The organism is Arthrobacter globiformis, assembly GCF_030817195.1.
Taxonomy (GTDB): Bacteria; Actinomycetota; Actinomycetes; order Actinomycetales; family Micrococcaceae; genus Arthrobacter; species Arthrobacter globiformis_D.
On sequence record NZ_JAUSYZ010000001.1, the window covers coordinates 3879442 to 3902808 of the forward strand.

Annotated in this window: 19 protein-coding genes; 7 read left to right on the plus strand and 12 right to left on the minus strand. The window is 66.6% G+C overall.

Annotation, left to right across the window (positions count from 1 at the left end):
* Positions 1 to 35 precede the first annotated feature (35 nt).
* From secA to mtrA, 7 genes are all read right to left on the minus strand, one after another.
* Complete coding sequence (gene secA / locus QF036_RS17660; RefSeq protein ID WP_307103946.1) at positions 36 to 2768, minus strand: preprotein translocase subunit SecA; 2733 nt, start codon at positions 2766 to 2768, stop codon at positions 36 to 38.
* Positions 2769 to 2852: 84 nt separating this feature from the next.
* Positions 2853 to 4067, minus strand: a complete 1215-nt coding sequence (locus tag QF036_RS17665) for a winged helix-turn-helix domain-containing protein (protein WP_307103948.1) — start codon at positions 4065 to 4067, stop codon at positions 2853 to 2855.
* Positions 4068 to 4096: 29 nt separating this feature from the next.
* Positions 4097 to 4822 (minus strand): ribosome hibernation-promoting factor, HPF/YfiA family, encoded by a 726-nt coding sequence (gene hpf / locus QF036_RS17670; RefSeq protein ID WP_307103950.1) that lies wholly within the window; start codon positions 4820 to 4822, stop codon positions 4097 to 4099.
* Positions 4823 to 4984: 162 nt separating this feature from the next.
* Entirely contained in the window at positions 4985 to 5593 is a 609-nt protein-coding gene (locus QF036_RS17675; protein WP_307103952.1) for a ComF family protein, read from the minus strand.
* Positions 5594 to 6010: 417 nt separating this feature from the next.
* A complete protein-coding gene (locus QF036_RS17680; RefSeq protein ID WP_307105973.1) occupies positions 6011 to 7720 on the minus strand; it encodes an LpqB family beta-propeller domain-containing protein in 1710 nt (569 codons plus the stop codon).
* A 5-nt stretch (positions 7721 to 7725) separates the two neighbouring features.
* Positions 7726 to 9621, minus strand: coding sequence for an MtrAB system histidine kinase MtrB (mtrB, locus tag QF036_RS17685; protein WP_373460305.1), 1896 nt, complete (start codon positions 9619 to 9621; stop codon positions 7726 to 7728).
* Between the two features lie 157 nt (positions 9622 to 9778).
* On the minus strand, positions 9779 to 10453 hold the full coding sequence (gene mtrA / locus QF036_RS17690) for an MtrAB system response regulator MtrA (RefSeq protein ID WP_003804986.1): 675 nt from the start codon (positions 10451 to 10453) through the stop codon (positions 9779 to 9781).
* A gap of 195 nt (positions 10454 to 10648) precedes the next feature.
* Here mtrA and QF036_RS17695 point away from each other — a divergent pair, with 195 nt between their 5' ends.
* The 6 genes from QF036_RS17695 (at position 10649) to QF036_RS17720 (ending at position 17189) form a co-directional block, all read left to right on the plus strand.
* Complete coding sequence (locus tag QF036_RS17695) at positions 10649 to 12187, plus strand: DUF7847 domain-containing protein (RefSeq protein WP_307103955.1); 1539 nt, start codon at positions 10649 to 10651, stop codon at positions 12185 to 12187.
* Positions 12184 to 12891, plus strand: coding sequence for a DUF4129 domain-containing protein (locus tag QF036_RS17700; protein WP_307103957.1), 708 nt, complete (start codon positions 12184 to 12186; stop codon positions 12889 to 12891). Before QF036_RS17695 ends, QF036_RS17700 begins: the two co-directional genes overlap by 4 nt.
* 213 nt (positions 12892 to 13104) lie before the next feature.
* Positions 13105 to 14100 (plus strand): DUF4350 domain-containing protein, encoded by a 996-nt coding sequence (locus QF036_RS17705; RefSeq protein ID WP_373460306.1) that lies wholly within the window; start codon positions 13105 to 13107, stop codon positions 14098 to 14100.
* A gap of 56 nt (positions 14101 to 14156) precedes the next feature.
* Positions 14157 to 15125: an AAA family ATPase gene (locus QF036_RS17710; protein ID WP_307105975.1), complete on the plus strand. Its 969-nt coding sequence runs from the start codon at positions 14157 to 14159 to the stop codon at positions 15123 to 15125.
* Positions 15126 to 15129: 4 nt separating this feature from the next.
* Entirely contained in the window at positions 15130 to 16422 is a 1293-nt protein-coding gene (locus tag QF036_RS17715) for a DUF58 domain-containing protein (protein ID WP_307103961.1), read from the plus strand.
* A gap of 47 nt (positions 16423 to 16469) precedes the next feature.
* Positions 16470 to 17189, plus strand: a complete 720-nt coding sequence (locus QF036_RS17720; RefSeq protein ID WP_307103963.1) for a DUF4166 domain-containing protein — start codon at positions 16470 to 16472, stop codon at positions 17187 to 17189.
* A 16-nt stretch (positions 17190 to 17205) separates the two neighbouring features.
* On the opposite strand, the gene QF036_RS17725 is transcribed toward QF036_RS17720, so the two are convergent.
* A complete protein-coding gene (locus tag QF036_RS17725) occupies positions 17206 to 18246 on the minus strand; it encodes a hypothetical protein (protein WP_307103965.1) in 1041 nt (346 codons plus the stop codon).
* A gap of 3 nt (positions 18247 to 18249) precedes the next feature.
* Positions 18250 to 18672, minus strand: coding sequence for a chorismate mutase (locus tag QF036_RS17730; RefSeq protein ID WP_003805002.1), 423 nt, complete (start codon positions 18670 to 18672; stop codon positions 18250 to 18252).
* A gap of 96 nt (positions 18673 to 18768) precedes the next feature.
* Between QF036_RS17730 and QF036_RS17735 the strand changes: the two genes are divergently transcribed.
* Entirely contained in the window at positions 18769 to 19425 is a 657-nt protein-coding gene (locus QF036_RS17735) for an NADPH-dependent F420 reductase (protein ID WP_307103968.1), read from the plus strand.
* 85 nt (positions 19426 to 19510) lie between these two features.
* Here QF036_RS17735 and QF036_RS17740 read toward each other — a convergent pair whose 3' ends face one another.
* From QF036_RS17740 to QF036_RS17750, 3 genes are read right to left on the minus strand one after another with little or no spacing between them, the layout of a single operon-like run.
* Entirely contained in the window at positions 19511 to 21226 is a 1716-nt protein-coding gene (locus tag QF036_RS17740; RefSeq protein ID WP_307103969.1) for an ABC transporter ATP-binding protein, read from the minus strand.
* A complete protein-coding gene (locus QF036_RS17745; RefSeq protein WP_307103971.1) occupies positions 21223 to 22245 on the minus strand; it encodes an ABC transporter permease in 1023 nt (340 codons plus the stop codon). The genes QF036_RS17740 and QF036_RS17745 overlap by 4 nt, the downstream gene beginning before the upstream one ends.
* A 1-nt stretch (position 22246) precedes the next feature.
* Entirely contained in the window at positions 22247 to 23338 is a 1092-nt protein-coding gene (locus QF036_RS17750; RefSeq protein ID WP_307103973.1) for an ABC transporter permease, read from the minus strand.
* Positions 23339 to 23367 lie beyond the last annotated feature (29 nt).

Below are 23367 nucleotides of genomic sequence, written 5' to 3' on the forward strand. Positions count from 1 at the left end.
CACGGGCTCCGGTCCTTTCCTGTCATATCCGCTGGCTAGCGCTTTTTCTTCTTCCCGTCACGCCGCTCCTGCGAAGCGGCCTTGGCGGGGTTGCCCGAACGGCCTGCAGCGCGGCCTTCGATCCGGGTCTCGGCTCCGCCGTCTTCCCGTGGTGCGGTGTACTGGAGCTGGGCGGGCTTCTCCGGGGCTTCAAGACCGGCGGCACGGATCTGCGGCTCGTGGTGTTCGGTATGGCCTCCGGCGGCATCGGCAACCACGACGTCCTCGGCCGGGGTGACTTCCACTTCGAGGTTGAAGAGGAAGCCGACGCTCTCCTCCCGGATGGCTTCCATCATGGACTGGAACATCGTGAAACCTTCACGTTGGTACTCCACCAGCGGATCACGCTGGGCCATCGCACGCAGGCCGATGCCCTCCTTGAGATAGTCCATCTCGTACAGGTGCTCCTGCCACTTCCGCCCGATGACGGAGAGCACAACACGCCGCTCGAGTTCACGCATGCTCTCGGAGCCGATCGCCTCCTCGCGTGCCTGATACACCAGCTTGGCATCCGACAGGATTTCTTCCCTCAGGAACTCCACGGTGATGCGCGACTTGCCGCCGGCCTCGTCAATGACATCGTGCGGCGTCACGGTGACGGGGTAGAGCGTCTTGAGGTTGGTCCAGAGCTGCTCGAAGTCCCAGTCGTCGCCGTTGCCTTCGGCGGTCGCTTCGTCGATCAGTGCGTTGATGGTGTCTTCCAGGAAGAACTGCACCTTTTCGTGAAGGTCGTCGCCTTCGAGGATCCGGCGGCGGTCGCCGTAGATGGCTTCGCGCTGGCGGTTGAGGACGTCGTCGTATTTCAGAACGTTCTTGCGCTGCTCGGCGTTCCGGCCCTCGACCTGCCCCTGGGCCGAGGCAATGGCGCGCGAGACCAGCTTGGATTCCAGCGCCACGTCGTCGGGTACGGAGCTGTTCATCAGCCGCTCCGCAGCACCCGAATTGAACAGGCGCATGAGGTCGTCGGTCAGCGAAAGGTAGAAGCGGGATTCGCCGGGGTCGCCCTGGCGGCCTGAGCGGCCGCGGAGCTGGTTGTCGATGCGGCGGGATTCGTGGCGCTCAGTTCCCAGCACATACAGTCCGCCCAAGCCCAGCACTTCCTCGTGCTCGTCCTTGACGGCTTTCTTCGCAGCCTCCAGCGCCCCGGCCCAGGCTGCCTCGTACTCCTCCGAGTTTTCCTCCGGGTCAAGTCCCCGCTGTGCGAGTTCGGCGATGGCGGTGAACTCGGCGTTACCGCCCAGCATGATGTCCGTGCCGCGGCCAGCCATGTTCGTGGCGACAGTCACCGCCCCCTTGCGTCCGGCCTGGGCCACGATGGCAGCTTCACGGGCGTGGTTTTTGGCGTTGAGAACCTCGTGCCGGATGCCCTCCTTCGCCAGCAGGCGCGAGAGGTACTCGCTCTTTTCGACGCTCGTGGTGCCCACCAGGACCGGCTGGCCGTCCGCGTGGCGTTCGGCGATGTCCCGGACCACGGCCTCGAACTTCACAACCTCGTTCTTGTACACCAGGTCGGACTGGTCGATCCGCTGCATGTCGCGGTTCGTGGGGATGGCCACTACCCCGAGCTTGTACGTGCTCATGAATTCGGCGGCTTCGGTCTCGGCCGTGCCTGTCATGCCGGAGAGCTTGTCGTACATGCGGAAGTAGTTCTGCAGCGTCACCGTGGCAAGGGTCTGGTTTTCAGCCTTGATCTCGACGCCCTCTTTGGCTTCGATCGCCTGGTGCATGCCTTCGTTGTAGCGGCGGCCAGCCAGAATACGGCCGGTGTGCTCGTCAACGATGAGGACTTCGCCGTCGAGGATGACGTAGTCCTTGTCCCGCTTGAACAGCTCCTTGGCCTTGATGGCGTTGTTGAGGAAGCCGATCAGGGGCGTGTTGGCGGATTCGTAGAGGTTCTGGATGCCGAGGTAGTCCTCGACCTTCTCGATTCCGCTTTCGAGGACGCCGACGGTGCGCTTCTTCTCGTCGACTTCGTAGTCCTTCTCCGGCTGCAGGCGCAGGACAACCTTGGCGAACTCGCTATACCAGCGGTTCGTGTCACCCTGGGCCGGACCGGAAATGATCAGCGGCGTTCGGGCCTCGTCGATGAGGATCGAGTCGACTTCATCGACGATCGCAAAGTTGTGGCCGCGCTGGACCAGTTCTGACTTGTCCCACGCCATGTTGTCGCGGAGGTAGTCGAAGCCGAATTCGTTGTTGGTGCCGTAGGTGATGTCGGCAGAATACTGCTCGCGGCGGACAGCCGGGTCCTGGTTGGCGAGGATGCAGCCGCTGGTGAGCCCCAGGAAGCGGTAGACGCGGCCCATAAGCTCAGACTGGTACTCGGCCAGGTAGTCGTTCACGGTGACAACGTGCACGCCTTTTCCGGTGAGGGCATTGAGGTAGGCCGGAGCAGTGGCCACCAGAGTCTTGCCTTCACCAGTCTTCATTTCGGCGATGTTGCCCATGTGCAGGGCGGCACCACCCATGAGCTGAACATCGAAGTGCCGCATGCCGAGCGTGCGCGAGGACGCCTCGCGCACGGCGGCAAAGGCTTCCGGCAGAAGGTCGTCGAGCTTCTCGCCATCCTGGTGGCGCGCACGGAGCCGGTCTGTTTCTTCGCGCAGTTCCGCATCCGTAAAGGTTTGGAACGAGTCTTCAAGAGCGTTAATGGAATCAGCATAGTTCCGCAGTTGCCTCAGGAGTTTTTTGTCACCTGTGCGGAGAATTTTTTCGATTAGTGATGCCACGTGAAGTTGCTCCCAGTCTCATGCTGCCGAATTCTGGCGTGATTTAGTCTACGGGAGAGACGCTTGGCACGTTGCCCTGTTCCCTCACAGCGGATAGCCGTGGACGGCGGCCGCGACCGCGGGAGCAAGATCTCCCACCGGCGAGACGGCTACGCCGTCCAGTCCCAGCCAACGTGCCATCAGCTGCAGCTCAGCGGCGAGTTCGACGGCGGTGTCCGCCGGAGCGTCCGGCTCGCCGAAACACGCCTTGGCAAGCAACAGGCCCGCGGCGCGGTCTGACTTAAGGTCTACCCGGGCCACAATGCGGTCGCGGAGCAGGAACGGAAGCACGTAATAGCCAAAGCGCCGCTTGGCCACCGGGGTGTAAATCTCGATGCGGTAATGAAATCCGAAGAGCTCTTCAAGCCTGCGCCGTTCAAACACCAGCGAATCGAATGGACTGAGCAGCGCCCTGCCAGCAGCCTGACGCGGCAGCCGCGCCTGGGCGTGGCGGTACACCAACCGGTCCCAACCTGCCACTGTCACCGGTTCCAGGCGTCCGGCATCAACCAGGCGCTGAACCGAGTCCGCGGCTGCCTTTACCGGAGTCCTGAAGTAGTCGGCGAAACACCGCACGGTCCCGATCCCGTGGGCCTGCGCCGCAGCATCGATGAGCCGGTCCATGGCGGCCGAGGGATCCGGTACCGCGTCGAGGTCATGCCCGGGCAAAACCTGGCGGGTCAGGGCATACTGCCGTTCGAACTGGTCCGTCCTTGACGCCGACGAAACGACTCCCTCTTCAAACAGGTGCTCCAGAACCCGTTTGACGGCATTCCAGTTCCAGCCCCAGTTCACGTGCTGGCGGTCTTCAACGTGCCCGAGCCTGGCGGTGAGTTCGGCGGCAGTCATGGGCCTGCCGTCGGCGAGCGCATCAAGGACCCTGCCGGTTACGCCGGAGCGCAGCCCGGGGTCCATGCCTGCCGCCCCGACCCACTTGCGGTTCTGCCACACCACCAGGTCCAGGAAGTGTTCCGGGCGGATGTAGCTGGCTTCGTGGGCCCAGTACTCCAGCATTCGCCGCGGGTGCCTGCCTGCCATCTGCTGGAGGATGGAGCGGTCGTAGTCGCCGAGCCTGGAAAAGAACGGGAGGAAGTGACTCCGGGCCAAAACGTTGACGGAGTCGATCTGGACGAGTTGGATCCGGGCAAAGGTCCGGCCCACCGCCCGTGAGGTCACGGGGCCGGCGGGCCGTCCTTTGTCCAGTCCCTGGGCTGCCAGTGCGATCCGCCGGGCCTGCGAGAGGCTCAGCGATGCACCCATGTCAGCCCTTTCGTTGCCTGGGCTCCATCTTATGCAGTTGCGGCCGCATCGTCCGAGCGGTACGCCAGGATTTTCTCCTCATGCGTGTTCTCGCCTGGTTCGCAGTAGTGGTCCAGGGTGATAACCCCGTAGGTCCAGCCGCGGCGACGGTACACGACCGATGGTGCGTTCGTGGCCTTGTCCACGAAAAGGTAAAAGTCGTGACCGATAAGTTCCATGTTGTCCACGGCGTCGTCAAGGGTGAGGGACGCGGCCGGGAACACTTTACGCCGAATCAGCACCGGCGAGTCGCCGGCAGGGATGTCGTTCTCGACGTCGTACGGCGATTTCTCAGCCGGTTCCGGAGCGGCCTGACTGTTGTTGCTCGCTTCGACGTAGATCGGCTGGTTGGAGCTCGCGGGCTCCAGTGTTGCAGTTGCCTCGCGTACGGCCTTCGGCGTATGGCGCCCGTGATGGACCTTCTTGCGGTCCTTGGCCCTGCGCAGCCGCTCAAGCAGCTTGTTGTAGGCGAGGTCGAACGCGGCGAACTTATCTGCGGCGCTTGCTTCGGCACGGATCACGGGGCCGCGGCCCAGGACTGTCACTTCAACCGTGAGCTGGTCACCGGTCTGTCGCGCATTTGTTTCCTTTGAAACCTTCGCGTCGACCCTCTGGACCTTGTCCCCAAGCGATTCGATCTTCGAGATCTTCTCGCCGGCATATTCGCGGAATCGGTCCGAGACCGTCAGATTTCGTCCGCTGATCATGAACTCCATGGTGCCCTCCAAATGACTTCGGTGACACGACGGCGGCACTTCCCGGGGACGATCTGATTGACAGTCGAGCCCCTTTCCGAGCCGCTATCGAAAGGTACAACTGATCTTGGTACCCATATCCGACGTTAGTTCATAGCAACAAGTTATTCATCCTTTCGCAGTTTATTTTTTTCTATGTCTCAGGTACGCCCCAGGCAGTCCCCAGGATGCCTCGACTGTGCCCGGGGCGGCCGCCGCATCGGGGGCTCGGGTGGCGGCAAGGACCACGGCGCCGCGCACAATTCCGCCGGCTTCGTGGACGACCCGGGCGGCTTCCGCCAGGGTGGCGCCGGTGGTCAGGACGTCGTCGACGATGATGCACTGCCTTCCCCGCAGCGAGTGACCCCGGGCGCCATGTCCGGTGCGCATGGAGCCGCGGACCCTTCGGGACCTGTCTCCCCTGCCAAGTCCCTTCTGCCCTCCGGGCAAGCCACCCCCGGCTCCGGGGTTCCAGACTTTGCGCAGCGCATCGGTGCATTCCACGTGGCTGTCGTTGAAGCTCCGCCGGACGCCGGCCAGCAGCAGGTGAACGGGACTGAAACCGCGTTTCCGGTACGCGCTGCCGCTGGTTGGGACCGGAACGAGGACCACGCCATCCGTTCCCGCATATGCTGCCGCAAGCGTCCCGGCGAGTATCTTCGACAGCACGCGTCGCAGCTGCGCCTGGCCGTGGCGCTTGAAGGCCAGAATGGATTGTGAGAGCTCCTCGCGGTAGATGCCCGCTGCGACCACAGGCCAGGATCACGGAGCCGTCGGTATCCATGAGCGCAGGTGCCCCGGTTTCCGCCCGGAAGGGATGGCGGGTGAGCATCCGCAGCCTGCGCTCGCAACCGGCACACAGCGCCAGATCCTCCCTGCCGCAGCAGACGCATTCCACGGGCAGCGCCAGGGCCACGATGTCGGCACCGGCCCCCGCCAGCAGGTCCCAGGCCTGCAGGAGTCGCTGCCGGTGCTCCCCTCGGTGGCGGGCGTGCCACAGCGGCTGGGCCAGGACATCGGGATCCGCCGAAGTCCTCTGTCCGTCGCCTGTCCTGTGACTCCCCATGGTTCAAGGGTGCGTCGTGGAGCCGGCCGGCAAAAGGCCCGGCGGCCTCCATGTGGATAATGCCGCACGCAGAAGGAGCCGCACGCAGGGAGGACGCCGAATGGTCAGCCCGGGAAGGACGGGTCCGTGGGTCCCCGCAACTGCGCCGACCATCCGTTGCCCAGCCGCTGGAAGATGCCGTCCCTGGACTGGGCATAGATCTCCTCCGGACCGTTGCCGGCGCTGAGAGCAACCAGCCCCGGCCACGGTGCAAGCTTCTGCGGCTGGGACGAGGTCAGGGACAGCAGTTCGGGGGTAACGTTCGCCGTGTCGTCACCCTTCATCACCACAGCTGTGGTGTCATTCACCCACACTCCCTGGTCCGGGTTGCCGCTCGCCTGCAGCGTGATGGGCGCGGTCAGTTCCTTGGGTGTGCCGTCAGCACCCCGGATGATCCCCGTTACCTGCACCCGCGTCGTGCCGTTCTGTTCGGAGATGACCAGCGCCCGGACACCTTCCCGGGAAACCCGGAAGTCCTTAACGATGCGGCCGGCCAGCCAGGACGGCGTCAGCGTTACGGTGGGCACCGCCGCTCCCTGGGCTATTCCGGTAGGCCGGAAGGCGGTCAGCTCCGTGACGCCCTGGGCCCCCGGCCCCGCGGTCCACACCCAGTCATGCAGGCTGAACGAGGGGTGCGTCAATGTACTGCGGGTGGTCAGGGCACGCGCGGGCTGGCCGGGCACCATCGAATAGAGGGTGCTGCGGCTGCCGTTGAGGAACGCTACTGTCTGCGAGACGGGCGACTCGGCCGGCGAGCGCGGTTTCAGCGCCGCCACCGGCTGCATGTCGGGCAACGGTGAGACCCTGTTGTTCTCGTAGCGCACCAGCTCGTTGTTGCTGACGGCGATCTGGCGCGCGGGCACATTTCTGTTCTGGACCGGCGGCAGCACGGAGCCGTTGTCCTCTACCCGGACGAGGTCCTGGTTAGCCCGCAGCTCCACGTTGATGACGTCCGGCTGGCTGCGGAACGTGAGGGCCAGCTGCGTCTGCATCCTGAGCCGGTCCTCGGTGGACGCGTCGGTCAGCTCCTTGGCCGACAGGTCCACCTGGGCTGCGCCCGAAACGACGGGCACCGACTCCCGGGCGAGTTTCATGCCGGACGGGAACGCACTGACGACGGCGCCCTTCAGATACGGGGCGGGTCCGCCGAGCAGGGCGCTCGTCATGGATTTCACTGTCTTCTTTTTAATGAACCAGCGGATATCCGGAACGGCATACGTGAAGCTGGGGTCGTAGAAATAGATCGGGTACGCACCGTAGATGACCTTGAAGGTCTCCTCGGGAATGGCGGTGCCGTCGGGGATCTTGGAGATGCGCCATTCGCCGTCAACCTGCACCACCGTCACGGGGATGTTTTCCTTGGTTCCCGCCGGCATCTGGGTGGCCACGCCGTCGGAATCCACCGAGTACGCGACGTCCAGTTCGTAGTTGTAGACGCCCTCGACGCCCGTCTTCACCACCCGCTCGGAGCGGAACACCAGCGTCCGCTGGTCCGGTTTCCAGGCAACCGAGGACGCCTGCGTCAGGTACTGCCGCGCCACGGCATAGTCGTCCTCGTACCCGCTGCCTGCCAGGTAGAAGTCCTCAATGACCGCTTCCGGACTGGACCCGGTGCGCGGGGCGACGGGAAAGAACACCGGAGCGTTGGGATTTCCGGCGCTTTCGTCCGTGCTCCTTCCAACGGGGCCGGACCGCGGGATCTGGGCGCAGGATGCCAGGAACAGCAGAAGGACGGCCAGCAGGCCCGCGGCCAGTCCGCGGGCCGCCGGGCGCACCCGGCTCACGATCGCTTCCCCGTGCGCGCTGCCTCCGGTGTGCCCGCCCGGGCACCCGCAGCAGGCCCGGCCTCGCTTTCCGGCGCAGCGCCGGACTCGGGGCCACCTGCCGGTGCTGAGTCAACCGGTACTGAGTCAACGGCAGCTGAGTCCACGGCAACTGGCTCCCCTGCCGTGGAGTTCGGCACAGCGGCGGCGCCAGGTCCCAAGACAAGGACACTGTGGTCGCCGGGGCTGCCCAGTGCCACGTCTGCAGGCCCAAGGGGCAGCGGCGACTTCGTGATGGTCCCGCCCTGTTTCAGCGGAAGCGTGAGCCGGAAGCTGGAGCCGACGCCGGTGTTTCCCCAGGCCTGCAGCCAGCCGTTGTGCAGTTTGGTGTCCTCGGTCGCAATGGACAGGCCCAGCCCGCTGCCGCCCGTGGTGCGGGCCCGTGCAGGGTCGGCGCGCCAGAACCGGTCGAACACCCGTGCCGCCTCGGCAGGACTCATACCGATTCCGTGGTCCCTGACAGTGACGGCGACGGCGTCCGCGTTGGCGGCGACGGAGATGTTGACGGGCCGGCCCTCGCCGTGTTCAAGGGCGTTCAAAATCAGGTTCCGCAGAATCCGGTCGATGCGGCGTGAGTCCATTTCCACCACGACGCTGCCTTCGGGCGCATTCAGCAGCATCGTCGAACCGTACTCTTCGGCGACGGGTGCCGCGCCCTCCATCACATGGGAGATGAGCTGGACGATGTCCGTCGCCTCGGCATCGAGCATGGCGACGCCGGCGTCGAACCTGGAAATCTCCAGCAGGTCCGCCAGCAGCGACTGGAACCTCTCCACCTGGTTGTAGAGCAGCTCAGCCGATCTCTTGTTAATGGGGTCGAAGTCGTCGCGGGCGTCGTACAGCACCTCTGCGGCCATCCGGACAGTGGTCAGCGGGGTGCGGAGCTCGTGGGACACGTCGGAGACGAACCGCTGCTGCATCTGTGACAGCGTGGCCAGCTGCGTGATCTGCTCCTGCAGGCTCGCTGCCATGTGGTTGAACGACGCCCCGAGGCGTGCCACCTCGTCCTCGCCTTTGACCACCATGCGTTCCTGCAGCTGGCCTGCTGCCAGCTTTTCCGACACCACGGCGGCATGGCTGACGGGGCTCACCACGTTGCGCGTGACGTACCAGGCGATGGCGCCGATCATGAGGATCAGCGCAGCGCCGCCGGCCCAGAGGACATTCTGGATTTCGTTCAGGGTCTGCTGCGCGGTGTTGAGGTCGTAGATCAGGTAGAGCTCGTAAACGGTGCCGTTGAAGGTCACCTTGTTCCCGACGGCGATGCCTGGCCGGTCTTCGGTCCCCACCGGGAACTCTGTCGAAGCCCAGAACTGTTCCTTGCCGGAATCCTGGACTGCCTTCCGGAGGTCCGGCGGGATGACGCTAATGGTCAATTGGTCGGATGCGCGCGACTCCACCCACCGGTTGCGGGGTTTGGTCTGCTCCGGCATCGCCTCAAACACGTAGCGGCGCTGGATCACGGAGCCCCTGCCCTCGACGGCGTTCAGGGTGTCGTAGACGAGGGTGATCACGCTGGACTGGTCGGTGACCTGGGCGCCGTCGAACGTGTCCTGCACCTGCTTGACGTTGTAACGGGTCTCGGACTCCGCCTGCGTCAGCCGCTCCTGGAACAGGTTGTTGGCAATCTGGTTGGACAGGTAGGCGCCAACGATCGCAAACGAACTGATGCACAGCAGCAGGGTGGTCAGGACGGTGCGGAACTGCAACGAGCGGCGCCACCGCCGCTGCAGGGAATGCAGCAGATACCGGATGCCGGGAAAGATGCGGTCGACGCCGGTGCGCACCAGGCGGGCGACCCGCAGCACGACTATGAGGGCGCGGCGCCGCCAGATCCGTGCTTGCGAAGGCAGCCGCGCGAGCCCGGCGCCAAAGGCGTCGGTGTGCTCCGGGACCGGACGGGAACCGGGTTTGCGTGAACCGTCCCGGGCATGCTCCGCCGCGGGAGCGCCTCCGGGGGTTTCGGAACCGGATCCCACGGGCGCCTCAGGGGGATTCTGGCCCTGGGATTCAGGATCCTGCTTTGTAGCCGACACCACGAACCGTCATTACAACTTCCGGGGCTTCCGGATCACGTTCAATCTTGGACCTCAGCCGCTGGACATGGACATTGACCAGCCGGGTGTCAGCCGCGTGGCGGTAACCCCAGACCTGCTCCAGGAGCAGCTCGCGGGTGAAAACCTGCCAGGGCTTGCGCGCCAGGGCAACCAGGAGATCGAACTCAAGGGGGGTCAGCGAAATCCGCTCATCCCCGCGGCTCACGAGGTGGCCGGCGACGTCGATCGTGATGTCCGCGATGCGCAGCGTCTCGGGCGCCTTCTGGTCGCCGGGGCGCAGGCGCGCCCGCACCCGGGCAACGAGCTCTGCGGGTTTGAAGGGCTTGGGCACGTAATCGTCGGCACCTGATTCCAGTCCCCTGACCACATCGGAGGTGTCCGACTTGGCCGTCAGCATGACGATCGGAACGTCCGACTCGGAGCGGATCTGCCGGCATACCTCGATGCCGTCCGTTCCCGGCAGCATCAGGTCAAGGAGCACGAGATCCGGCTTTGACGAGCGAAAGACGTCCAGAGCCTGTCCGCCGTCCGCGCAGAAGACGGGCTCAAAGCCGTCGTTGCGCAGGACAATGCCGATCATTTCTGCGAGCGCCTCGTCATCATCAACCACCAGAATGCGTGCCTTCATAGTTATATATTCCCTTATTGCTGTTGCTTTGTCTTATTGATGGAGTTTTCGGCGGGGCGCGTGCCGGGGCACCGGACACGGCTATCGGCGGTCCGGCCCGGTCCCATCCGGCCCGGAAGCTAGGTTGCCCGACGGCGGAACTATAGTCTGGAGGTGCCCGGCCGTTGGCCGATGCGCACCTTGGGGAGGAACAGGTTGTCAGAGCAGGATCCGCAGCATTCGCCGTCCGGCCATGAACCACCCGGACACAGGCCGCCTGAACACCGCCCGCCGGAACCCTCCCCATACGGCCAGCTGCCTCCGGACCGCCTGCCACCGCAGCCCGCCGAAAACACCGCCCAGAACGCTGGCCAGAACACCAACCAGCCCCCTACGCCGTGGGCTCCGCCGCAGCAGCAGCCTTGGGGCGCACCCCCGCAGTGGGGCAGCCAGCAGCCCGGCTCCTTCCCACCCAGCGCCCACCAGCACTACGGGCCGCCGCACCAGTGGGGCGCAGGCACGAATCCCGCCGGTCCTCCAAGGCCGAACCCCGCCGTTCCTTATCCCATGTACGCGGCCCCGCCGAAGCCCGGTGTGGTGCCGCTGCGGCCGCTGATGTTCGGCGAAATCATGGACGGCGCCTTCCAGACGATCCGGCGGAATCCCAAAGCCATGCTCGGGGCAGGCCTGCTGGCGCAGGCACTGGGCGCCGTGATCGCCGGCGTTCTCCCGCTGGTCACGCCGACCTCCGACGCGTCCGCGGAGGCCTGGCTGGCGAACCTCAGCACTTCCGAGATGGCCGGCCTCGTCACGGGCGTGGTGGGCGGCTTGGTACTTTTCAGCCTGGTCTCCGTGTTTATCTCCGTGGTGATGCAGGGGGCCATGGTGGTCCCTGTGGCCAGGTCCATCCTCAACCGGCACACCGGATTCCGGGAGATGTGGCTGCTGGCACGCGGCCGGGCCTGGGCGCTGGTGCGCCTGGCCGGGATCGGGGTGGCAGCCGTGCTGCTGGCGGCGGCCCTCATCGCGCTGGCCACCGTGCTGCTGGCCAATTCGATGGGCACAGGGTCGCTGGTCATCGTACTTCCGCTGTTTCTGGCCTTTATTGCAGCCATGATCTGGGTGTCCGTCAAGCTGACGGTCTCACCTGCGGTCATCGTCGTCGAGGACGTGGGAGCGCTGGACGGCATCCGGCGTTCCTGGGCCGTCACCCGCGGAAGCTGGTGGAGGGTCCTCGGCATCGTCCTCGTGGTGTCGCTGCTCGTGGGCATCATTGCCCAGATCGTCCTCATCCCGGTCACGCTGCTCTCCGGGCTGCTCACCACCGTCGCCGGTTCCCAGGATCCGGCCAGCCAGACGGCCACCCTGCAGGTGGTGGCCGGTGTGGCCACGGCGGTTGTGTCTGCCGCCGTCGGCGCGGTGGCGTTCGCCTTCCAGACATCGGTCATGGCCTTGCTTTACATGGATTTGCGGATGCGCAACGACGGACTGGATATCGCTCTGCTCCGGCTGCTGGAAACCGGGAACGACGACGGCGGCATCCCGGGCCGCGGCGTGCCCGTCTACAGCTCGGACCGAAACCGCGGGCCTTCCCAGCCCGGGGCCTACCAACAGGGCCCTTACCACCGCGGCCCCTACCAACCTGGGCCCCACCAACAGGGTCCCCACCAGCCGGGGCACCACCAGACCGGCCCATACGGAAATTCAGCAGGCTGGCCGCCGCCCCCGGGGCCGCCGCCGACGATGCCGGGATGATCGCCGTCGGCCTCCTCCCGGGCCTGCAAGGCGCCACGGGGCTGCTGCAGCGAATCCTGGAACCGCCGGTACAGCCTGACCGGGACGAAGCGCGCCGCTGGGCGGCGGAGGAGCTCTCCAAACGCGAGTACCGGGAGGCGGCACCCAACTGGCTGGAAACCCTCTGGCAGCAGTTCCTCGACTGGCTGCAGTCCGTGACCGATGGCCAGTCCCCCGCCGATGGACCTCCGGTCGCGCCCTTCATCGGCCTGGGCATCGCCATCCTGATAGGCGTGGCCATCATCCTGGCACGGCCCCGGCTGAATGCCCGCCGCCGCGCACCCAAGGAGATCTTCGACGCCGGGACAGCCGCGACGGCCGCCGACTACCGGGGGCGCGCCGAGGCCGCAGCCGCCCGCGGCGACTGGGCGGCCGCCGTCGTCGAACAGTTCCGCGCGCTGGTGAGTTCCGCCGAGGACCGGGCCGTCCTGGACCCCCGGCCTGGCCGGACAGCCGACGAGGCTGCCGGACAGCTGACGCGCGCGTTTCCCGCGGCGAGCGACAAACTCGACGCCGCTTCCCGCATCTTCGACGCTGTCCGCTACGGCAGCGGGAGCGCCCTCCCAGCCGACTACGCCGCGATGGTTGAACTGGACTCGGCGCTGGAACGGCTCACGCCTTCCTACGCCGAGGCCGCACCCGGCGGACTGGCGGTGCCCAGATGACGCAACTCCCCCGCACCGACCCCGGTGTCCCTGTCGCGCCCCTGCGCAGGCGAACCGGCTGGATCCGCAGGCACCGGGCGGGGGTGCTGTTCGGCGTTGCCATGGCCGCTGCCCTGGCGGTGATCCTCGTGCTCCAGTCGGCGCAACGGGCTGACAACCAGGAACTGTCCGTCAGCAACCCCGGCCCGCAGGGGGCCAGGGCAGCACGCCCAGATCCTTGGTGCGCAAGGCGTCACTGTTGCACAGACGGCGTCGTTCGAAGAAACCATGGCAGCGGCGCGTGCGGCCGGCAGCAGCGGGTCCGGCTCGACGGTCCTGGTCTACGACCAACGCGGGTTCCTTGCGCCCGAACGGCTCCGCCGGCTGCTCGCAGAGACTGACCGGCTGGTGGTGGTCTCGCCGCGCCTGGCCACACTGACCGGCCTGGGCAGCACCATCCGGCAGGCCGGGGTGGTTCCCGGCTCGGAGCAGACCCTCCAGCCCGGATGCGCCGTTGCCGATGCCCAGGCCGCCGGTGACATCAGCCCGGACGGAGGCTTCCTCTACACCGGCGGCACCGTGTGCTACGGCCCCGCCGGGAGCAGCGGGCGGGGCCTTTACGCCACGGCAGAGAAGGGCAAGCTCGTGGTCATCGGGAGCACGGCCGTGATCAGCAACCAGTTCCTGGCCGCCAATGGCAACGCCGCGCTCACCCTGCGGACCCTGGGCAGCCAGGGACACCTCGTCTGGTACCTGCCGGGTCCCGGGGACCTCGGGGGCAATCCCGCACCGAAGACCCTGGCCGAACTTGCACCGGCGTGGTCGGCGTTCGTTGCTCCGTGGCTCATTGTGGTGGCCCTGTTTGCCGTGCTGTGGCGCGGACGCCGCCTCGGCCCGCTGGTCTTCGAACCCCTGCCGGTGGTCGTGAAGTCCGCGGAAACGGCCGAGGGCAGGGCCCGTCTTTACCACGAGGCCCACGACGTTGCCCGTGCGGCGGACACACTCCGTGCCGGCACCATCGTCCGGCTTGCCTCGGCCCTGCGGGTGGGCACCGCCGCCGGGTTTTCTGACGTGGCCGGCCCCGAAGTGGCAGCCGCCGCAGCCCGGCACCTTGACCGCAACGCCGCAGAAATACAGCAGATCCTGCAACATCGTCCCGCAACCGAGGCCCAGCTTGTCCGCTGGGCCCAGGACCTTGTCCGACTAGAGAAAGAGGTAAAGGCCAGATGAGCCAGCAGCCAAACGGCCACCAGCACGGCACCTACGGCGAGGCGCCGGTGGGCACCATGGCCGCTCCACACGCGCCGGACCCTGTCCGGCAGGCGCTGCTGGACGTCCGGCATGAGGTGGCCAAGGCAGTTGTGGGCCAGGATTCCACGGTCACCGGCATGCTGATCGCCTTGCTCTCGCGCGGACATGTGCTGCTGGAAGGCGTGCCGGGCGTGGCCAAGACGCTGCTGGTCCGTGCCCTCTCCGCGGCCCTGAGCCTGGACACCAAACGCGTGCAGTTCACCCCTGACCTCATGCCCGGCGACGTCACCGGGTCCCTCGTGTACGACGCCGCCAATTCCGAATTCAGCTTCCGCGAAGGCCCCGTCTTCACCAACATGCTCCTGGCGGACGAAATCAACAGGACGCCGCCCAAGACCCAGGCCTCACTGCTGGAAGCCATGGAGGAACGCCAGGTGTCCGTGGACGGCGTGTCGCGCCCGCTGCCGGTGCCGTTCATCGTGGCGGCCACGCAAAACCCCGTGGAGTACGAGGGCACCTACCCGCTGCCCGAGGCCCAGCTGGACCGCTTCCTCCTCAAGCTGACCATGCCACTTCCTGACCGGGCCGCTGAAATCGAGGTGGTCCGCAGGCACGCCGCCGGCTTCGATCCCCGCGACCTCGCCGCGGCCGGCATCCGCCCGGTGGCCGGCGCCGACGAACTTGAACGGGCGCGGCGGGCAGTGGCCGCCGTCGAAGTGTCGCCAGAGGTGCTGGGCTACATCGTGGACGTGGTCCGGGCCACGCGCGCCGCCCCGTCCTTCCAGCTCGGCGTCTCGCCACGCGGTGCAACCGCGCTGCTGAACACCTCGCGGGCCTGGGCCTGGCTGTCCGGCCGGAACTTCGTCACCCCGGATGATGTCAAGGCGCTGGCCCAGCCGTGCCTGCGGCACCGTGTGGCGCTCCGGCCCGAAGCCCTGATGGACGGCGTAGAGGTGGACGACGTGCTGGGCAGCATCCTGGCCTCCGTACCGGTCCCGCGCTGATCCCGTGGCGATTTCCGGACGGCTGGTACTCCTGGCGGCGGCCGGGCTGGCGCCGGTGCTGCTCTTTCCCGGCTGGCTGACCGTGCTCGCCGTGCTTCTGGTCCTTGGCGCCCTGATCCTGCTGGACGTGCTGCTGGCCGCGGCACTGCAGCAGGTCTCGGTGGAAAGGTCAGCGCCCACCAACGTTACGCTTGGAGGCACGGCGGATTCCGTGCTGACGGTGCATAACAGCGGCACGCGCCGGCTCAGAGCCGTGGTACGTGACGCCTGGCAGCCTTCCGCCGGGGCGGAAAACCCGGTCCAGGAGGCGGAGGTTCCGGCCGGTGAAAGGCGCCGTTTGAGTGTCAGGCTCAGGCCCGTCCGGCGGGGTGACCTGAGGGCGCCCCACATCACCGTCCGCTCTTTCGGGCCGCTCCGGCTGGCCGCCCGCCAGAAAACGGTGCACGCTCCCGGATCGCTGCGGGTGCTGCCGCCTTTCAATTCCCGGCGGCACCTGCCGTCAAAACTGCGCCAGTTGCGGGAGCTCGACGGCAAGGCCGCAGTGCAGATCCGCGGCGCCGGAACGGAGTTCGACTCCCTCCGCGACTATGTCCGCGGCGATGATGTCCGTTCCATTGACTGGCGCGCGACGGCGAGACGGTCCGCCGTCGTCGTGCGCACCTGGCGGCCGGAGCGCGACCGCCGCGTGGTGATCATGCTGGACACATCCCGGACCGCCGCTGCGCGCGTGAACGACGAACCCCGGCTGGACACCGGCATCGAGGCCGCACTGTTGCTGGGCGTCTTGGCCGAACGCGGCGGTGACCGCGTCGATTTCTTTGCCTTCGACCGCAGGATGCGCGCCCGGGCAGGCACGACGGCGGGCGGCAACCTGCTGGGTCAGCTGGTGCAGGCTGTGGCGCCGCTGCAGGCAGAACTCATCGAACTGGACTGGGCACAGGTGCCTGCCCAGGTCCGTGCGGTTTCGGCGCACCGTTCCCTCGTGGTCCTGCTGACCTCGCTGGATAGCGGCGCCCCGGAGGAAGGGCTCATTCCAATGGCGGCGCGCCTGGCCCAGCAGCACGTGGTGGTGGTGGCATCGGTCCGCGACCCCCTGCTTGGCGAAATGCTCCAGGACAGGACGACGGCGGCCCAGGTGTTCCGTGCTGCGGCCGCGGAACGCGCCCTCCTCGAGCGGGAAGCCGTGAGTGTCGAGCTCCGCCAGCTCGGCGTCGAAGTGGTGGACGCGGAACCGCACGAGCTGCCGCCCGCGTTGGCCGACGCCTATATACGGCTCAAGGCGGCGGGACGGCTGTGAGTTTCCGCCGGAAGACCGAATCACCAGACCAGATGTCAGGAGCCGCCATGAATGCCCCGATCTACCGCCAGGCCCTGGGTGCCGGCTTCTTCCGGCTGCAGCCGGAACTGCAGGAGTACTTTTCGCTTGCCCCGGGATCCGGCACTTTCGGCGTGGGCGAGGGCGTCTTCGATGTGGTGGGCTGCAGGCAGCGGTGGCTGCGGCCGATGCTGCGGCTGACCGCACGCGAGCAGGCGTTCTTTCCGGAATACGGCGAGGGCATCCCGTTCCGGATTGAAAACCACGCGCATCTCGATCCGTTCGGCCGCTCCAGCCTGACTGCCCGGCGGGAGATATACTTCCCCGGCAGGACCAGGATCTTTCAGGACACCACCAGTGCGGAAGAGGGCGGCGCCGGCTCCCAGGCCCGCCTCGTGGACTACGTGGGCCGGTACCGGCGGCTGGTCACGGACCTCAACCTCGGTGTGACGGCCGAGGGCCGGCTGCGGGGAGTGTCCGAAGTATCCCGGCTGTTCCTGGGCCCGCTCCGGTTGCCGCTGCCGGCGGCCCTTGATGCCAAAGCCTACGCCGAGCAGTGGTGGGACCCGGCCGCGGGGGAAACCGGACGTCACAGGATCCAGGTGAAGGTGATCCAGCCGCAGCTCGGCCTCGTCCTGGTTTATGCGGGCCACTTCGACTACCGGCTGGAACCCTATCCGTCCGGAAGTTCTCCGGCGGGCTTCCTTCCGGCGCATGCCAGGCCCGACCGCTGGGAGCGACGAAGCTGAGGAAGTAGCGGCGCGCCTAGCCGAATGCGAGCTGGTTCAGGCCGTCGGCGACCTGGGTGAGGCGGGTGAGGACCTCCGTTGCGGCGGCAGGCGACTGCCCTTCAAGGCCGCCCGACGGCGTGACCCGCACCGTGCCGAGCGCCGCCAGCGGCAGGCCGAGCTGCTGCCACGGGCGCCGGACAGAGTCCACAACCTCGGATGCCTTCGGCACGCCGTCCGGTCCGTCAGCCTGCAGGGCTCCGGCCCAGAGCCGCTTGCCGGCTTCGACCGCCTCCGCGAGCTGTTCCCACTGCCGGGTGGTCAGGGCCCGCAGCGGAACGGCGATGGCGTCCGCGCCGGCGGACAGGATCCGTTCGAACGGGGCCTCGATTTCCGGCACCGCAACGGCGACCTCGACGGCGCCGGCCTCGCGGAGGGCGTCAATCACCACGCGCCAGAGCTCCGTGACTTCCTGCCCGGCGACGGAGCGCAGGGTCCGGTAGCCGCTGGAGGTGGGAATGCTGCCGGCGAGGACGGACGCTATGTCCGGTTCGTCGAGCTGCACCACGAGCCTGGCCCCGGGAACGGCGGCGGACACCTTGGCCAGGTGCGCGCCAACCCCGGCCGCAAGGGAAGCAGCGATGTCGCGGCGGGCGCCATAGTCGATCAGCGCCCGCTCGCCGTTGTGCAGGTGCAGTCCGGCAGCCAGGCTCAGGGGGCCCCGCAGCTGGACCTTGAATTCGTCAGCGGCGCTGTCCTCTGCGCCCGCGATATCGGCCAGCACATTGATGTCCGTGGACAGTGCGGATCTTGCCCGCACCAGGTCGCGCCCGGGCCGGTCAACGATCCGCCAGCCGTGCGGCTGGACATCCACGGCCAGGTCCACCAGGAGTGAGGCGGTGCGGCCTATGGCGTCGGCACCGACGCCACGGTCGGGCAGCTCGGCCAGAAAGGGCAGGTGCGGGCTGCCGAGCTCACCGCGGATGATGCGGGTAGCCTCCACGGGATCCTGGCCCGGCCACGGTCCCAGTGCGGTGGCCGTGACCTGGGCCGGCAGCTGGATGTCTGAGTCCGGCACGGCTTAGGCGGTCAGCGGAGCTGTTGGGCTGGCCGTCCCGTTGGAAGTTCCACCGGCGGCATTGTGGTCCTCGGCTATCGCCTCATGGTGCCGGATCACCTCGCCGATGATGAAGTTCAGGAACTTCTCCGCAAACGCCGGGTCCAGCTGCGCGTCCTCGGCAAGGCGGCGGAGCCGGGCAATCTGGGCGGTTTCGCGTCCGGGATCCCCGGCCGGAAGACGGTGGGCAGCCTTCAGGAAGCCCACCTTCTGCGTCGCTTTGAACCGCTCGGCCAGAAGGTACACGAGGGTTGCGTCGATGTTGTCGATGCTCGACCGGATTGACAGCAGTTCCGCCATCACCGCGGGATCCACATGCCCGGCCAGTGAACTGGCGGCGGGATTGTAGGAGTCGGTGTCAGGCAGATCATGGTTTAGCTCGGTCATGGTTCCAGTCTATGGGCACCGCAGGACTCTCTGCCCGTGTTAAGGATGCTGGCAGAGAATGTAGGAGTTCGCACATACCGATGAGGAAGGATTCACATGAGGATCGCAGTTCTTGGTACCGGAGTGGTGGGCAGGAGCCTCGCGGGAAAACTCCTGGAGTCCGGGCACGACGTCGTTCTCGGGTCGCGGAGCGCCACCAATGAGGCTGCCGTCGGGTGGGCAGCGGAAGCGGGGCCGAGGGCCAAGGCCGCGACCTTCTTCGACGCCGCGGCGGAAGCCGAGGTGGTCATCAATGCGACGCCCGGCGCTGTCTCGCTCGAAGTGCTGGCCGCGGCCAGCACGAAGAACCTCGCCGGCAAGGTGCTGATCGATGTGGCCAATCCGCTGGACCATTCCGCCGGCTTCCCGCCGTCGCTCTCCATCTCGAACACCGACAGCCTGGCCGAAACCATCCAGCGGGCGTTTCCCACGGCCCGCGTGGTGAAGGCCCTGAACACCATGCGCGCCGATGTCATGGTGGCGCCGGACCGTCTGGCGGGCGGGGATCACGACGTGTTCATGGCCGGGGACGACGCGGAGGCCAAGGAAGTGGTGGCCGGACTCCTGCGGGAATTCGGCTGGCGGACCGAACACATCAGGGACTTGGGCGCGCTCGAGGCGGCACGGGGCCTGGAGATGTGGCTGCCGCTGTGGCTGCGGATTTTCCTGAAGCAGGGGAACAGCGTGTTCAACATCAAGGTGGTCTCTGAATAGAGCAGCAGGCCCGTATCCCGGACCTTGGCGAAAGGTGGGACACGGGCCTGCCGTGCGATTTTCCGGACCCTAGATGCTCAGCATTCTAGATACCCAGCAGTGCGCGGTGGTCCTCCCGGCGCTTGGCCTGCTCGGCGGGATCCGGGACAGGCAGCGACGCGATCAGGCGCCTCGTGTAGTCATGCTGCGGAGCACCCATGACATGGTGGCCAATCCCCTGCTCAACGAGTTTGCCTTTGTACAGCACCCCGACCCAGTGCGACAGCATGTCCACCACCGCGAGGTCGTGGCTGATGAACAGCGCCGCAAACCCGAACTCCTGCTGGATTTCCCGGAAGAGTTCCAATACTTTCGCCTGCACCGAAACGTCCAGCGCCGACGTCGGCTCATCGGCGATGAGCAGTTTCGGGTTCAGGATCAGCGCCCGCGCCAGGGATGCGCGCTGGCGCTGCCCGCCGCTGAGCTCATGCGGGAAACGGTCAGCGTACGACGCCGGCAGCTGGACTGACTCCAGCAGCTCACCGACGCGTTTGCGCGCCTGTGCCGGTGACGGGTTGGTGTGGATGACCAGCGGTTCGGCGACGCAGTCGCCGATGGTCAGCTGCGGGTTGAAGGACGCCGCCGGGTCCTGGAAGACGAACCCGATCTCCTTACGGAGCGGCTTGAAGCTCCGTTCCTTGAAGTTCAGCATCTCGTAGCCCAGCACGTTCAGGCTTCCGCCGGTGGTCCGGTTGAGGCCGGCGATGGCCCGGCCGATGGTCGTCTTGCCCGACCCCGATTCGCCGACGAGTCCGAACACCTCGCCCTCGGATACCGTGAAGCTGACGCCGTCTACGGCCTTGAAGGCGGGACTGCCCAGCCGTCCGGGATATTCGATGGTGAGGCCCTTCGCCTCCACCAGGACCTTGCCGTCCTGATGCGCCCGTTCCGTCATCCCTTCCGACGCCGAATGCCGGCCAAGGTGCGGCACGGCGGCCAGCAGCTTCCGGGTGTAGTCCTGCCGCGGCTCGGCGAAGAGGGACTTCGCCGATGCCTCCTCGACGACGTCGCCCCGGTACATCACCACGACGCGGTCAGCGAGGTCGGCCACCACCCCCATGTTGTGCGTGATCAGCACAATGGACGTTCCGTACTTGTCCCTCAAGTCCCGCAGGAGCTCAAGGATCTCCGCCTGCACGGTGACGTCCAGGGCGGTAGTGGGTTCGTCAGCCACGATCAGCCCCGGGTTCAGGGCGAGCGCAGCGGCGATGACCACGCGCTGTTTCTGGCCGCCGGAGAACTGATGGGGGTAGTAGTTGACGCGCGTTTCGGGGTCCGGGATGCCCACTTTGCGCAGGGCTTCGACGGCCCTGGCCTTTGCCTCCTTCGCCGTGACCCGTTTGCCGCCGTCCCGGCCTGAGTGGGCGAGGATCCCTTCGGCGATCTGCCAGCCGACGGTGAACACGGGGTTCAGTGCCGTGGACGGCTCCTGGAAGACCATGGCCACGTCCCGTCCCCGGATCTGGCGGAGCTTCCCGGAGCTGACGCTGATGACGTTGTTGCCGTTGATCAGCACCGCTCCCGAGCTGATGGCAGTTTCCGGCAGCAGGCCCAGGATGGTCTTGGCGGTCACGGTCTTGCCGGAGCCGGACTCGCCGACAATGGCGAGCACCTCCCCCGCCTTCACTTCAAGGCTCACGTCCTTGACGGCGTGCACGTCCCCGGAGTCGGTGGCGAACGTGACCTTGAGGTGGTCGATGTCCAGTACGGGTCCGGTGCCGGCCGGGTGCCGGTCTGAAACCGATCCGATGTTGATGGTCATGAGCTTCTCACATCTGCTGAAATGGCCGCCTGGGCCGCCACGGTGTTATCCGGTCCGCCCTTGTTCCCGGCGCGCTTGCGGCCGCGGAGGCGGGGATCGTTAAGGTCGTTGATGCTCTCCCCCACCAGCGTGAGGCCAAGGACTGTCCAGACGATGGCAAGGCCCGGGAACACGCCGGTCCACCAGATGCCGGACGTCGTGTCCGCGAGTGCCTTGTTAAGGTCGAAGCCCCACTCGGCGGCGGACGAGGGTTCGATGCCGAATCCCAGGAAGCCCAGGCCCGCCAGGGTCAGGATTGCCTCGGAGGCATTCAGGGTGAAAATCAGCGGAAGGGTGCGGGTGGCATTGCGGTAGATATGCCTGCCCATGATGCGGATGCTTGACGCGCCCACCACCATCGCCGATTCGACGAAGGGTTCCGCCTTGAGCCTGATGGTCTCCGCCCTGATGACCCGGAAGTACTGCGGAATGAAAACCACGGTGATGGAGATCGCCGCGGCGAGCACGCCACCGAAGAGGCTGGACTCGCCGCCGCTGATGACGATGGCCATGACGATGGCCACCAGCAGGGACGGGAACGCGTAGATGGCGTCTGCCACCACCACGAGGATGCGGTCGAGCCAGCCGCCGAGGTATCCGCTCACCAGGCCGAGGATGACACCGGCGAAGATGGACAGGACGACGGCCACCACGATCACGAGGATGGCGGTCTGGGAGCCCCAGATGACCCGGGACAGGACATCGTAGCCGCCCACGGTGGTGCCCAGCGGATGCTTTCCGCCGGGAGCCTGCTGTGTGGGGAAGCTGCCGTCGGCGTCGGAGAGCTGCGCGAATCCGTAGGGGGCAAGGAGCGGTGCGAAAATGGCTGTCAGGAGGAAGACCACGGTCAGGACAAGGCCGACGACGAGCATCCCCCGCTGGAGTCCGACGCTCTTGTTCAAGTGGGAGATAACGGGCAGCCGCCTGAGCAGGGGCGCCCTGCGGTCTGCCGTGGCTTCCAGTGGAGTGGTGGTGCTCATGTCAGTACCTCACGCGGGGATCGATCAGCGCGGCCACGATGTCCACGATGAAGTTGGTGACGGCGACGATGACGGCGAGGAGCACCACGATGCCCTGGACCGCCACAAAGTCACGGGCCGTCAGGTAGTTGGCCAGCTGGAAGCCCAGCCCCTTCCACTCGAAGGTGGTCTCGGTGAGCACGGCGCCGCCGAGCATCACCGCGATCTGCAGGCCCATCACGGTGATGATGGGAATCAGGGCCGGCTTGTAGGCGTGCTTGGTGACCAGCCGGAATTCGCTGACGCCCCGCGAGCGTCCGGCCTCGATGTAGTCCCGGCCCAGGGTGCCGATGACGTTGGTGCGTACCAGCCGCAGGAAGATTCCGGCGGTCAGCAGGCCCAGGGCGAGGGCGGGCAGGACGGCATGCGCCATCACGTCGCCTAAAGCGGCCATGTTGCCGCTTCTGAGCGCATCGAGCCAATAAATCCCTGTTGGCGCCTGCAGTCCGGTAAGGGCAAGTTCGCTGGAGGTCCTGGCCCGACCTGCCACGGGCAGCCAGCCGAGCCATACGGCGAAGGTCAGCTTTAGCAGCATGCCGGCGAAAAACACGGGAGTGGCGTAGCAGAGGATGGCGAAGACGCGCAGCACCGCGTCGGGAAGGTGGTCGCGGCGGTGCGCGGCGATCATCCCGAACGGGATGCCGACCAGCAGCGCCACGATCAGCGCATTAATGGTCAGTTCAAGGGTGGCTGAACCGTACGTGGCCAGCATTTCGATGACTTTGCGGTTGTCGGACAGCGTGGTGCCGAAATTGCCCGTGACAAGCTGGCCCAGGTACTCGAAGTACTGCACGGGAAGCGGACGGTCATAGCCTGCCGCATGAATCCGTTCCTGCAGCTGGTCCGGGGGCAGCCGGCCGCCCAGTGCGGCCGTGATGGGATCGCCGGTGATCCTCATGAGGAAGAACACCATGGTGACCAGGATGAAGATGGTGGGAAAGATCAGGAGGAACCTGATCAAGAGGTATTGGCCCAGTCCCCCGCCGGACTTCTTTTTCTTTGTCGGCAAGAGGCCGTCGGCGTCGCTTGGCGGCGCTTCAATGAGAGTTGTCATTACTGCCTGATTCTGTGTTTCCGGGTCCG

Excerpts from the sequence above, each read along its gene's own strand:
- QF036_RS17665 (WP_307103948.1), bottom strand. The coding sequence starts at position 4,067 with ATGGGTGCATCGCTGAGCCTCTCGCAGGCCCGGCGGATCGCACTGGCA.
- hpf (WP_307103950.1), bottom strand. The coding sequence starts at position 4,822 with ATGGAGTTCATGATCAGCGGACGAAATCTGACGGTCTCGGACCGATTC.
- mtrA (WP_003804986.1), bottom strand. The coding sequence starts at position 10,453 with ATGAAGGCACGCATTCTGGTGGTTGATGATGACGAGGCGCTCGCAGAA.
- QF036_RS17700 (WP_307103957.1), top strand. The coding sequence starts at position 12,184 with ATGATCGCCGTCGGCCTCCTCCCGGGCCTGCAAGGCGCCACGGGGCTG.
- QF036_RS17710 (WP_307105975.1), top strand. The coding sequence starts at position 14,157 with ATGGCCGCTCCACACGCGCCGGACCCTGTCCGGCAGGCGCTGCTGGAC.
- QF036_RS17720 (WP_307103963.1), top strand. The coding sequence starts at position 16,470 with ATGAATGCCCCGATCTACCGCCAGGCCCTGGGTGCCGGCTTCTTCCGG.
- QF036_RS17730 (WP_003805002.1), bottom strand. The coding sequence starts at position 18,672 with ATGACCGAGCTAAACCATGATCTGCCTGACACCGACTCCTACAATCCC.
- QF036_RS17735 (WP_307103968.1), top strand. The coding sequence starts at position 18,769 with ATGAGGATCGCAGTTCTTGGTACCGGAGTGGTGGGCAGGAGCCTCGCG.
- QF036_RS17740 (WP_307103969.1), bottom strand. The coding sequence starts at position 21,226 with ATGACCATCAACATCGGATCGGTTTCAGACCGGCACCCGGCCGGCACC.
- QF036_RS17745 (WP_307103971.1), bottom strand. The coding sequence starts at position 22,245 with ATGAGCACCACCACTCCACTGGAAGCCACGGCAGACCGCAGGGCGCCC.
- QF036_RS17750 (WP_307103973.1), bottom strand. The coding sequence starts at position 23,338 with ATGACAACTCTCATTGAAGCGCCGCCAAGCGACGCCGACGGCCTCTTG.